At 71.6% G+C, this 11,671-nt stretch carries 11 protein-coding genes; 8 read left to right on the top strand and 3 right to left on the bottom strand.

Annotated elements, in window-relative coordinates; genetic code table 11:
• The first annotated feature begins 43 nt into the window (after positions 1-43).
• The 4 genes from ACIA8L_RS31995 (at position 44) to ACIA8L_RS31980 (ending at position 5,226) form a co-directional block, all read left to right on the top strand.
• Positions 44-931, top strand: a complete 888-nt coding sequence (locus ACIA8L_RS31995) for an ADP-ribosylglycohydrolase family protein (RefSeq protein WP_395910321.1) — start codon at positions 44-46, stop codon at positions 929-931.
• Positions 932-987: 56 nt separating this feature from the next.
• Positions 988-1,752 carry an IclR family transcriptional regulator gene (locus tag ACIA8L_RS31990; RefSeq protein ID WP_395910320.1) on the top strand — a complete coding sequence of 255 codons (765 nt, stop codon included), beginning with the start codon at positions 988-990 and terminating at the stop codon, positions 1,750-1,752.
• A gap of 91 nt (positions 1,753-1,843) precedes the next feature.
• Positions 1,844-3,277, top strand: a complete 1,434-nt coding sequence (locus ACIA8L_RS31985) for an extracellular solute-binding protein (protein ID WP_395910319.1) — start codon at positions 1,844-1,846, stop codon at positions 3,275-3,277.
• The gene (locus tag ACIA8L_RS31980; RefSeq protein ID WP_395910318.1) at positions 3,274-5,226 is read left to right on the top strand and encodes an ABC transporter permease subunit; all 1,953 of its coding nucleotides are present in this window, start codon (positions 3,274-3,276) and stop codon (positions 5,224-5,226) included. The genes ACIA8L_RS31985 and ACIA8L_RS31980 overlap by 4 nt, the downstream gene beginning before the upstream one ends.
• 417 nt (positions 5,227-5,643) lie before the next feature.
• Here ACIA8L_RS31980 and tnpB read toward each other — a convergent pair whose 3' ends face one another.
• Positions 5,644-6,447 carry an IS607 family element RNA-guided endonuclease TnpB gene (gene tnpB / locus ACIA8L_RS31975; protein ID WP_395910317.1) on the bottom strand — a complete coding sequence of 268 codons (804 nt, stop codon included), beginning with the start codon at positions 6,445-6,447 and terminating at the stop codon, positions 5,644-5,646.
• On the bottom strand, positions 6,396-6,707 hold the full coding sequence (locus ACIA8L_RS31970) for a helix-turn-helix domain-containing protein (RefSeq protein WP_395910316.1): 312 nt from the start codon (positions 6,705-6,707) through the stop codon (positions 6,396-6,398). Before ACIA8L_RS31970 ends, tnpB begins: the two co-directional genes overlap by 52 nt.
• Before the next feature lie 313 nt (positions 6,708-7,020).
• Here ACIA8L_RS31970 and ACIA8L_RS31965 point away from each other — a divergent pair, with 313 nt between their 5' ends.
• The gene (locus ACIA8L_RS31965; RefSeq protein ID WP_395910315.1) at positions 7,021-7,416 is read left to right on the top strand and encodes a DUF418 domain-containing protein; all 396 of its coding nucleotides are present in this window, start codon (positions 7,021-7,023) and stop codon (positions 7,414-7,416) included.
• Positions 7,417-7,472: 56 nt separating this feature from the next.
• On the top strand, positions 7,473-9,113 hold the full coding sequence (locus tag ACIA8L_RS31960; protein WP_395910314.1) for a peptide chain release factor 3: 1,641 nt from the start codon (positions 7,473-7,475) through the stop codon (positions 9,111-9,113).
• On the opposite strand, the gene ACIA8L_RS31955 is transcribed toward ACIA8L_RS31960, so the two are convergent.
• A complete protein-coding gene (locus tag ACIA8L_RS31955) occupies positions 9,049-9,813 on the bottom strand; it encodes a helix-turn-helix domain-containing protein (RefSeq protein ID WP_395910313.1) in 765 nt (254 codons plus the stop codon). The genes ACIA8L_RS31960 and ACIA8L_RS31955 overlap by 65 nt on opposite strands.
• Positions 9,814-9,923: 110 nt before the next feature.
• Between ACIA8L_RS31955 and ACIA8L_RS31950 the strand changes: the two genes are divergently transcribed.
• Positions 9,924-10,685 carry an MBL fold metallo-hydrolase gene (locus ACIA8L_RS31950; RefSeq protein ID WP_395910312.1) on the top strand — a complete coding sequence of 254 codons (762 nt, stop codon included), beginning with the start codon at positions 9,924-9,926 and terminating at the stop codon, positions 10,683-10,685.
• A gap of 21 nt (positions 10,686-10,706) precedes the next feature.
• Positions 10,707-11,666 carry a helix-turn-helix domain-containing protein gene (locus tag ACIA8L_RS31945; protein WP_395910311.1) on the top strand — a complete coding sequence of 320 codons (960 nt, stop codon included), beginning with the start codon at positions 10,707-10,709 and terminating at the stop codon, positions 11,664-11,666.
• The last annotated feature ends 5 nt before the right edge of the window (positions 11,667-11,671 follow it).

The raw sequence follows: 11,671 nt of genomic DNA, 5'->3' as shown, positions 1-11,671 counted from the left end.
TATCCGTGGGGTACGACATTTTTTGCTACCGTCGTCGGCAGCCATGACCGACCTACAACTTTGCCGCGACAGCCTGGACGGGCTGAGCGTGGGGGACGCGCTCGGCGCCCAGTTCTTCGTCCCCGGCACCACATTGCACGATCTTCTCGACGGTACCGCTCCCGCCGGCTCCTGGCCTTGGACCGACGACACCGAGATGGCCCTCTCGCTCGTCGCGGAGCTGCGGCAGGACGGCCGCGTCGACCAGGACCGCCTCGCCCGCCGCTTCGCGGACCGCTTCGAGCCCTATCGGGGCTACGGCGGCGGTGCCGTCGTCATCCTGCGCCGCATCCGCGACGGCGAACCCTGGCGGGACGTGGCCCGCGACGCGTTCGGCGGCCAGGGGTCGATGGGCAACGGGGCGGCGATGCGGGTCGCGCCGCTCGGTGCGTTCCACGCCGGCGACGCCAGGACCGCGGCCCTGGAGGCGCTGCGTTCGGCCGAGGTCACGCACGCCCACGCGGAGGGCATCCTGGGCGCCGTCGCGGTGGCGGTGGCGGCCGCGGAGGCGGGCTGGGCCCGGCTGGTGCGCAACCGGCCCACCCCGGCCGAGCTGCTCGACGCGGTCACCGGATACCTCGTCGACAGTCAGGTGCTCGACGGCATCCGCCGCGCCCGGACGATGCTCGACGCATCCGTCGGCGAGGCCGCGTATGAGCTCGGCAACGGCGCCCAGGTCCTCGCCCAGGACACGGTGCCGTTCGCCCTGTGGGTCGCCGCGACCCGCCTGGACGACTACCCGGCCGCGGTCGGGGCGTGCGTCGAGGCCGGCGGCGACGTCGACACGACGAGCGCGATCGTGGGCGGGATCGTCGCCGCCTACACCGGCCGGCCGGGCATTCCGGCCCAATGGCTGACGCAGCGCGAGCCCCTCGCAACGGACGGCACATAGAGCACTATCCTGTCGAAATCTCGGACTCGGTTCGAGATTTCGAAAGGATCAACCGCATGCCTCGCGTGGTACCCGCCGTCATCCGCACCCTCGACATCCTCGAGCTGTTCCTCGACCACCCGCTGCTGTCGGCCGGTGAGATCACCGAGCGGCTCGGCCTGCCCCGCACCACCGTCCACGAGCTGCTCGTGACGCTGGTGGCCCGCTCCTACCTGATCTCCCTGCCGGGCAAGCCGGTCCAGTTCCGGCTCGGCATGCCGCTGTTCCAGCTCGGGGCCGCGTTCGCCGGGCAGCTGGACCTGGTGCAGGAGGCGCAGGACGTGGCCCGGGACGTCGCCGCCGCCTGCGACGAGGCCGTGCACGCGGCCGTGCTCGACGGCACCGACGTGATCTACCTGGTGAAGGTCGACAGCACGCACCCGGTCCGGATGGTGTCGGCGGTCGGCCGGCGGCTGCCCGCGCACTGCACCGCCGTCGGCAAGATGCTCCTCGCGAGCCTCGACCCGATCGACCTCGCGACGCGGCTGCCGGAGGACGGCGAGCTGCTCGGCATGACGCCCGAAAGCATCACCGACCCGGACCTGCTGCGGGCCGAGCTGGACAAGGTCCGCGCGGCCGGGTTCGCGGTCGACGACGGCGAGTCCGACAGCGCGGTGCGCTGCGTCGGCGCGCCGGTCCGCGACCACACCGGCGCGACCGTCGCCGCGCTGAGCGTCTCCGCGCCGATCATCCGCTGGACGCCCGCGGCGCAGGCCGAGTGGACGCGGCTGATCCGCCAGGGCGCGGCCGCACTCTCGGCCCGGCTCGGCTTCAGGCATTGACACCTGCCGCTCGGCCCATTTACCGTCGCCACCACTTGAATCGAAATATCGAACCGCGTTCGAGATTTCGAACGGCGGACGGGAGGCGTTCATGGAGGACAGCCCGCTGTGGTCCCGGCGCAGCGTTCTGGGGATGGGCGTGGGGCTGGCCGGCGCGGCCGGTCTGGCAGCGTGCGGGAGCAGCACGCCGACCACCCCCGCGGCGCCACCGCCCGAGGTGCCGCAGGAACTGCTCGACGCGGCCGCGTCGATGAAGGGCTCCGCGTTGGGCATGCTGTCGCAGAAGCTGTACTCGGAGGCGGCCAACGCGGCGTTGAACAACTCGGTCAAGAAGTTCGCCGACGCGACCGGCACGAAGATCGAGAACAGCCTGGTCCAGGCCGACGCCGGTGACGTCGTCGCGAAGATCGACGCCGAGGTGAAGGGCGGCGTGGCCCGCGACCTGGCGTTCATGACCGACTCGCGGTTCGTCGCGCAGTTCCAGGCCCTCGGCGACCTCGAGGACGTCTCCGACGTCGTCAAGGCGCTCACCGCCAAGTACGGCGAGCCGACGGCCGAGTCGAAGAACTACTGCGTCTTCGACGGCAAGTGGTACGCGATCCCGTACCACTTCATCGGGATCGGCTCGTTCCTGCGCAAGGACTGGATGCAGGAGAAGGGCATCACCCCCAAGGACGTGTACTCCTGGGAGGAGCTGCGCGACCTGTGCCTGGCGATCTCCGACCCGGGCAAGCGCCGCTACGGCTGGGGCATGACCGTGAACCGCTCCGGTGACGCCAACGGCATGATCGAGGCGCTCATCAACGCCTACGGCGGGTCGATCGCCTCCAACGACGGCCGCAAGGTCACGTTCAACTCGCCGGAGACGGTGCAGGCGGTGGCCTTCCTCGGCGACATCTACACCAACCCGAAGTTCAAGAACATGCTCCCGCCCGGTGTCGCCGCCTGGACCGACTCCAGCAACAACGAGAACTGGCTGGCCGGCATCCTCGGCTACACCCGCAACCAGTTCAGCGTCTACGCCGACTCCAAGACCAAGAAGAACCCCGTCTACGACAACACCCACGTCTTCGCCGACTGCATCGGGCCCGCGACCGCCAACCCGCTGCTGCTCGGGCAGTCCCAGGGCTTCGTCGTGTTCAAGAACGCCAAGAACGCGGCCCTGGCCAAGCTCCTCGCCCAGTACCTGATCACCGCGCCGGCCCTGCTCGGGGTGGCCAAGGAGGCGCCCGGCCTGGCCCTGCCGGCCTGGGAGAAGGTCTGGGACGCCGACCCGTTCTTCACCAGCGGCGACCGGGCGTTCCCGATCATGCGCAAGATCACGCAGCTGGCGCTGCCGCTGAAGACCAAGAACGGCCTGGAGTTCCCGCAGAAGGCCAGCGCCGGCCAGCAGGCGGTCGTCGCCGCCTACGTCCTCACCGACATGATGCAGCAGGTCGTCCAGGGCACCGCGGCCGCGCAGGCGGTCCAGGCCGCGCACACAAAAATGGTCCAGATCTTCAACCAGCAGGGGCTGCCGCAGTGACGACGGTCCGCCCCGCGCCGGCCCCGGCGACACTGGCGGGGCCGCCGGGGCCCGGCTCCCTCTCCACGGCCCAGCGGCGGCTGGGCCGCGACTGGCGCCTGGCCGCCCTGTTCCTCGCGCCGACGGCCCTGCTCGTCGGCGCGCTCGTGCTCCTGCCGATCTTCCGGTCGATCATCACCAGCACCACCGAGCGGCACGGCGCCGAGAGCGTCTTCGTCGGCCTGGACAACTACCGGGCCCTCGTCGGGGACGAGCAGTTCCGCACCGGCGTGGAGAACTCGTTCGTCTTCACCGCCTACGCCGAGGTCTTCAAGGTCATCCTCGGCCTGGCCGCGGCCCTGCTGCTGCACCACCGCAAGCGGGGCCGGGCCGTCCTGGCCGGGCTGCTCCTGCTGCCGTGGGTCGTGCCGACGGTGGTGACCGCGTTCAGCTGGCGCTCGCTGCTCGACCCGATCTTCGGCAGCGTCAACATGCTGCTCACCGACTCCGGGATCGGGCCGCTGCTGGCCTCCGCCCACCTGGTCGACGAGTGGCCGGCGGGCTGGCTGTCCGACCCGGCCCTCGCCATGCCCTCGGTGATCCTGGTCAACGTGTGGAAGGGCGTGCCGTTCTTCACCATCGCGTTCCTGGCCGGGCTCAAGGCGATCCCGGCCGACCGCTACGAGGCCGCGACCGTCGACGGGGCCACGTCCTGGCAGAAGTTCGCGCACGTGACCCTCCCGGGCCTGCGCCACGTGATGACGGTGACGGTCACCCTGTCGTCCATCTGGACGTTCAACAACTTCGACCTGATCTGGCTGCTGACCCAGGGCGGCCCCGGCGACGCGACCGCGCCGTATGTGCTCGTGGCCTACTCGAAGGCGATCCTGCAGCTGCAGTACGGCGCCGGCGCGGCCGTCACCCTGGTCATGCTGCCGATCATCGGTGGCCTGGTGTACTTCCTGGTCCGCCAGCTGCGCCGGGAGTCCGACGCCGAGCCCGCCCGGCCGCCCGGCCCGATCCGCAAGGCGTTGCCCTGGGCCCTCGCGGCCGTCGTCACGATCCTGCTGGCCTGGGCCTCACCGCATATTTTCTGGAAGGCCGCGGTGATCCTGCTGGTCGCGGCCGTCCTGGTCCGCCTCGGCGCCTGGCTCCCCAAAGGCATCGGGTCCGCGGTCGCCCTGGCCGGCCTGCTCTTCTTCGTCCTCGCGCCGCTCTACTGGATCTTCGTCACGGCCTTCAAGTCCGAAAGCCAGATCGTCATCCGGGACCACGACCTGTGGCCGACCCCGTGGACCCTGGAGCAGTTCGGCAACCTCTTCACGACCAAACCCTTCGGCCAATGGTACTTCAACACGCTGATCGTCTCCGTGGCGTCCACGGCGGTCGCGCTGGTGTGCGCCGCCCTCGCCGGCTACGCCCTCGCCCGGCTCAAGTTCCGCGGCGCGCAGGGCTTCACCGTCACGGTCCTGCTCACCTACGTGATGCCGGGCGCGCTGCTGTTCATCCCGCTCTACCAGCTGCTCATCGGTTTCCGGCTGACCGACTCGCTGTGGTCGCTGGTCGTCACCTACCCGACGTTCACGCTGCCGTTCGCGACCTGGCTGCTGACCGGCTACTTCGCGTCGATCCCGATCGAGCTGGAGGAGGCCGCGCTGGTCGACGGCGCGACCCGCATCCAGGCCCTGCGCCGGGTCGTCCTGCCCCTGGCCCGGCCGGGGCTGCTCGCCGTCGCGATGTTCACCCTGACGAACGCCTGGAACGAGTTCCTCTTCGCGCTGGTCTTCATCACGAAGGACGAGTACAAAACCCTGCCCGTCGGCATGCAATCGATGATCATCGGCGACGTCGTGCCGCAGGGCCAGCTCGCGGCCGCATCGCTGCTCGTCAGCATCCCGGTGGTCGTCATGTACGCGTTCGGGCAGCGCTTCCTGACCGAGGGCCTCACCGCGGGCGCGGTCAAGGGCTAACGACCGGGGGAGCGGAGGCCGGCGTCGTGCGCGAGCAGCGCCGCCTCCGTGCGGTTGTCGCAGCTCAGCTTCACGAGCAACCGGGAGACGTACCGTTACCTCACAGTGCACTTCGGAAAGCGCATGTTCGGTAGTCCTGCCTTGCGGCGGGACAGTCCCGGTCTGACCCGCGGCTGCGGTGCCGGGTTGACGCTTCACGGCCACCTGCCCGCGGGCACGGGTCTTCTGGTCGGCTCCACGTCCTGCCACCGGGCCACTCCCGGCGGTATCGACCTGCGCCGCGAGAGCAGCGAGGTTGCGTGCGGCGTTGAGATCACGATCGATAACCAGGCCACACGCCTGGCACTGGTACTGGCGCTCGGCAAGGGCCAGTGTGGTTTTCACGGCGCCGCAACCCGAGCAGGTCTTCGAGGATGGCTACCAGCGGTCGGCGATGAGCAGCCGACCGCCGTTCCACGTGGTTTTGTAAGCGAGTTGCCGGCGGATTTCGGCGAACCCGGTGTCGGTTATGTGCCTGGCCAGGCGCCGGTTCGTGAGCATGCCGGAAACGTTGAGGTCCTCGACAACGACGGTGCCATACTCGGTGGCGAGCCGGGTGGTGAGTTTGTGCAGGCCGTCACGGCGCAGGTTCGCAACCCGGGCGTACGCCCACCCGAGCCGCGCGGCGGCGCGTTGCCAGCGTTTTGACGGCCGCTGTCCGGTCCTGCCGTCCGGGCCGGTCTTGCGTGACAGCGCCCGGCCGAGCAGGCGTAGCCGGGCCTGCGCCTCGGCCAGGTGCCGTGGGTTGGGGACGACTTCGCCAGTGGACAGCACCGCAAGGTGTTTGATGCCGACATCTACACCAAGGACTGCCGTCGGGCAGGCAGGGGTCAGCGTGGCGCGTTCGACCTCGACCGTGAACGAGACATGCCAGCGGCCGCCGTCACGGCGCACGGTCGCGGACATGATCCGCGCGTTGCCGTTGTCGGTCCGACGAACCAGTTTCCGAGCAGACTCGTGCAGCTTCAGCCGGCCCAACCGGGGCAGTACGACATGCATACGGTCCGGCTCGACCCGGATCGCTCCGGTCGTGAACCGCACGCTGGGTGTGGTGCGGCGCCGGGACTTGAACCGGGGGAACCCGACCGGTCGGCCGGCTCGCATTCCTGACCGGGAATCCGCCCACGCCGTCAGCGCACGAGCGAGGGCATCCAAGCCGGTGTTGAACGCTTCCTTGGACACCTCACGCCACCAGGGCGCAACCTCGGGCTCACTGTGTTCCACGCTTTGCGTAGACCGGCCAGTGACCACGACAGTACCGGCGTCAACTGCTCCTCCGGCACCCCGTAGGTGCGCTCCGCCTCCCGCTGGTCCATCACGGCCTTGACCTGGGCCAGCGCCCAGTTGTGCGCAACTCGCGCCGCGCCAGCATGCGCGAGGACGGCACGTTCCTGACCCGGCGTGAGGTCCAGCGCAAACCGGTACGCCTGCAGCGTCTTCACGCACGGACCCCGAGGATGGCATCGACGGCGCACCGGGAGCAGCCCGCCGCAGCACAGCGACCGAAGCGGTGGGCGCTCATCAACGACACGATTGTCGTTACGTTGCGCACTACTGCCGCCGGGCCCATGACGCACATGATGCCGGTCGACGCCGCCCACGCCGTCAAGTTCACTCGCGCATCATAGAGTTCACACAAACGCAGAAGGTGCCCGGCGACTCAGCAAACCACACGCGCTCACCGTCGCCTGGGACAGACGCGGGCGCCGCGCACTGCTGTGTAGAGGCGCCCTGTCTGAGGGCCACGGGGTCGGCGTGCCGTTCGTCAACTTCGTCGGCGGGCCGGGCGGCCGCGTCAATGTGCTCGGGCCGCTGGCGGGAATCGCGACCGGGTTGACGTACTGCTGCGGCCTGCTCCTGCTTTTGCGGACCCCGGCCGGTCCGGCGCTGTCGGCGGTGCTCGCCCCGATGGGCCGCATGGCGCTGACCAACTATCTCAGCGCGACCGTGCTGTTCCTGGTCTTCGGGCCGCTGCTTGGCATCGACGACCCCGCCGACCGGCCACAGATCATCGGGCTGACCGTCGCCATCCTCGTCGTCCAGGCGGTGTGGAGCACGCTGTGGCTGCGCTCGTTCCGCAACGGCCCGGCGGAGTGGGCGTGGCGCTGCCTGACCTGGTGGCGGAAGGCGCCGATCCGGGCCGGACACTGAGGCTGTTACGTTTAGAGGCGAATCTTGGCGGCGGAACGAGAACGGGCGGGTCGGCAGTGCAGGGGTCAGACGCGGCAGCAACACGGGAACGGGCCACGGCGGACCGGTCGCCGATCGCGGTGCAGGCGGCGCGGCGGCGGACGTTCGCCGTGATCAGCCACCCCGACGCGGGCAAGTCGACGCTGACGGAGGCGCTCGCCCTGCACGCCCGGGCGATCGGTGAGGCCGGCGCCGTCCACGGGAAGGCCGGCCGGTCCGCGACCGTGTCCGACTGGATGGCGATGGAGAAGGAGCGCGGCATCTCGATCAGCTCGACCGTGCTGCAGTTCGCCTACCGCGACACCGTCATCAACCTGCTCGACACGCCCGGCCACGCCGACTTCTCCGAAGACACCTACCGGGTCCTCACCGCCGTCGACTGCGCGGTCATGCTCCTGGACGCGGCCAAGGGCCTGGAGCCGCAGACGCTGAAGCTGTTCGAGGTGTGCCGCTCCCGCGGGGTGCCGGTCGTGACGTTCATCAACAAATGGGACCGGCCCGGCATCGAGCCCCTCGCGCTGCTGGACGAGATCGAACGCCGGATCGGGCTCACGTGCACGCCGCTGACCTGGCCGGTCGGGCCGGGCGGGGAGTTCCACGGGGTCGTGGACCGGCTGCGCGGGGAGATGGTGCGCTTCGAGCGCAGCGGCGGCGGGTCGAGCGCCGCCATCGAGGAGCACCTCACCCCGGAGCAGGCCGCGGCCCGGTTCGGCGGCGACTGGGTCCGGGCCACCGAGGAGCTGGAGCTGCTCGGCCTCACCGGCGCCGACTACGACCGGGAGACGTTCCTGGCCGCCAAGACCACGCCGGTGATGTTCGGCGCGGCGGTCGCCAACTTCGGCGTCCGGCAGCTGCTCGACGTCCTCGTCGACCACGCGCCGGCGCCGTCGCCGCGGCCCGACGCCGAGGGGCACGAGCGGCCCCTGGACACGCCGTTCTCCGGCTTCGTGTTCAAGATCCAGGCGAACATGAACCGGGCCCACCGCGACCAGATCGCGTTCGTGCGGGTCTGCTCCGGCCGGTTCGAGCGCGGCATGGTCGTCAACCACGCCGAGACCGGCCGGCCGTTCGCGACCAAGTATGTCCACCAGGTCTTCGGCCGCGAGCGCGAGACCGTCGACGAGGCCTTCCCGGGCGACGTCATCGGCCTGGTCAACGCCCACGCCCTGGGCATCGGCGACACCCTGCACGCCGGTTCGCCGCCGGTCACCTACCCGCCGCTGCCGTCCTTCGCCCCCGAGCACTTCGCCGTCGTGCGGGCCACCGACTCGTCGAAGTTCAAGCGTTTCCGCCGCGGCATCGAGCAGCTCGACGCCGAGGGGGTCGTGCAGGTGCTGCGCTCCAACCGCCGCGGCGACCAGGCCCCGGTCCTGGCCGCGGTCGGCCCGATGCAGTTCGAGGTGGCCACGCACCGCCTCGACGTCGAGTTCGGCGTGCCGACGGCGATCGAGCACCTGCCCTACCGGCTGGCCCGGCGCACCGACGCCGAGGGCGAGCAGCTGCTGCGCACGGCGATCGGCGTCGAGGTGCTGGTCCGGGCCCGGGACGACACCCGCCTCGCGCTGTTCCTCGACCAGTGGCGGCTGCGCTCGGTCACCAACGACCACCCGAAGCTCCTGGTCGCCCCGCTCCTGGCCGGCGAAGCCGCCACTGCGTAGGACTCATCCCGTATTCGGCCCGGAACCGCCGGGCGAAGTGCCGGGCGTCGGTGAATCCCCAGGCCCCGGCGACGGCCGCGACCGTCGCGTCCGGGCGCTCGGCCAGCTCCGCGTGGGCGCCGCGGAGCCGCTCCCGGATCACCCAGGCGGCCAGCCGCTCACCGCGCGCCGCGAAGGCGGCGTAGACCGCCCGGACCGACACGCCGTGCTCGGCCGCCAGCCGGGCGGCGCTGAGATCCGCGTCGCGCCGGTGGTCGCCGACGAAGCCGGCAATCCGGTCGAACAGCGTTCCGGCCGCGGCCGCGCGCAGCCAGGCTTCGTCCGGGGCCGACACCGTGGCCACCAGCGCGCGGACCAGTTCGACCGCCGACGAGCCCAGCAACGCCACCGCCGGCCCCGGTCCGACCCGGTCGAGCAGCGCGGGCAGGTGCGTCACATGGCGCAGGACCAGCCCGTACAGCGGGCTCGCAGTCAGCCGGGGCGCCGCCGCCCGGACGGCCTCGGCGGGCAGCCCGAGCCGGGCCCGATCCACGAGCAGCGTGACGGCGTCCGCCGACGCGTGCAGGTCGCACGGCCGGCTGAGGTCGGCGAGCCGCAGCACGTCACCGCGGCCGAGCACCGCCACCCGCGCGGAGGCCCCACCCCCGGTGATCCGGTGCCGGCGGCCGTACAGGAGATCGACACCCGGCCCCAGCGGCATACGGTCATCCTACGGATGCGCGCACCGGGCCGGCCGTGCATCGTGGGTCGCAGCTCGCACGCACCGGCGCGCGACCGCAGGTGAGGAGCGGACCGTTGAGGGACGTACGCGTGACGCACATCGGAGGTCCGACCGCGCTCATCGAGGTGGGCGAGTGGCGCGTCCTCACCGACCCGACGTTCGACCCGCCCGGGCGGCACTACTCGTTCGGCTGGGGTACCGGATCCCGGAAACGCACCGGCCCGGCCCGGCCGCCCGCCGACCTCGGGCCGATCGACGCGATCCTGCTCAGCCACGACCACCACGCCGACAACCTCGACGAGCGCGGCCGCGCGGTCCTCGCGGACGCGCCGGTCCTGCTCACCACCGAAGCCGGCGCCCGCCGCCTCGCCGGGGTGACCGCCGACGTCCGCGGCCTGCGCCCGTGGGCGGAGACGGTGCTGACCGCGCCCGGCCGCCCGCCGATCACCGTCACCGCCACCCCGTGCCGGCACGGCCCGCCGCTGAGCCGGCCGATCGTCGGGCCGGTCGTCGGCTTCGCCCTGCACTGGCCGGGCCAAGAGCACGGCGTGCTGTGGATGACCGGCGACACGGTGCTGTTCCCGGCGCTGCGGGAGGTGCCGCGCCGGCTGACCGTCGACACCGTCCTGCTGCACCTCGGCGGGGTCCGGTTCCCGCTCACCGGCCCGATCCGCTACAGCCTGACCGCGAAACGGGCGGTCGAGCTGTGCGCGCTCGTCCAGCCGCGCACGATCGTCCCGGTGCACTACGAGGGCTGGGAACACTTCCGCGAGGGCCGGGCCGACGTCGAGCGGGCCTTCGCCACCGCGCCCGGCGGCCTCGGCGACCGGCTGCACTGGCTGCCGTTGTAATCTTGTGTCGGGGAGGGCGCCATGGCCGTGCTGGTCGACACGAGCGGCCTGCCGGCGACGGAGTCGGCCGATGCCATCGTCGCGGCGCTGAGCTCGACGTCCGTGCCGATCACGATCGACGTGGCCCCCGGCGCCCACTCGATCATCGAGGGCTGGTCGCTCGGCGCCGGCGTCGACCTCGTCAACACCGTGACCACCGACACGCTGCACATGCGGCGCACCCGGCGGCACCTGCGCATCGCCGCCCCGGAGCGGATCTCCCTGGGCTACAACACCCGCGGCGAGTGCGCCTGCGCCGCCACCCAGCTCGGCCCCGGCGTCCTGCGGGAGCACGAGCAGGTGCTGATGGACCTCACCTCCGAGTACGACACGCGCTGGACGGGTCCCAACGCGGCCGTCGGGTTCCTGGCCGACTACACGGAGCTGGGCCTGCCGGTCGACCTGGTGCGGACCGCCGTGCCGCGGCTGCCCGCCAGCCCGCTGTACGACCTGACCCGCCAGCACCTGCGCGACCTGCCGGGCATCGTCCGGCAGACACCGCCCGGCCCGGCGTTGGGGATGCTCGGCGCCGGCATGCTCGACCTCGTCCGGGCCATGGTCGCCGCGACGGTCCCGGACAGCCCGCAGGCCCGCACCGGACGGGCCGAGTCGCTGCACACCGTCGTGCTGGCCTACATCGAGGCCAACCTCCACGACCCCGCGCTCGGCCCCGAGCGGATAGCCCGCGAGCACGGGATTTCCAAGCGGCAGTTGTACCGCCTGTTCGCCGCCGAAGCCGATACGCCCGCGGAAGCCATCATCCGCCGCCGCCTCGACGGCGCCCGCCGCGACCTCGCCACCCGGGCCACCCATCGCACCCTCGTCGCGGCCGTCGCCCGGCGCTGGGGCTTCACCGACCCGCGGCACTTCGCCCGCCGGTTCAAGGCCGCCTACGGCATGTCACCCGGCGAGTGGCTGCGCCGTCATCTGCGCGAACCGTAGCGCCG

The sequence above is a fragment of the Dactylosporangium sp. NPDC051541 genome (assembly GCF_044454505.1).
Taxonomy (GTDB): Bacteria; Actinomycetota; Actinomycetes; order Mycobacteriales; family Micromonosporaceae; genus Dactylosporangium.
This window is presented reverse-complemented; position numbering and strand designations above follow the sequence as displayed.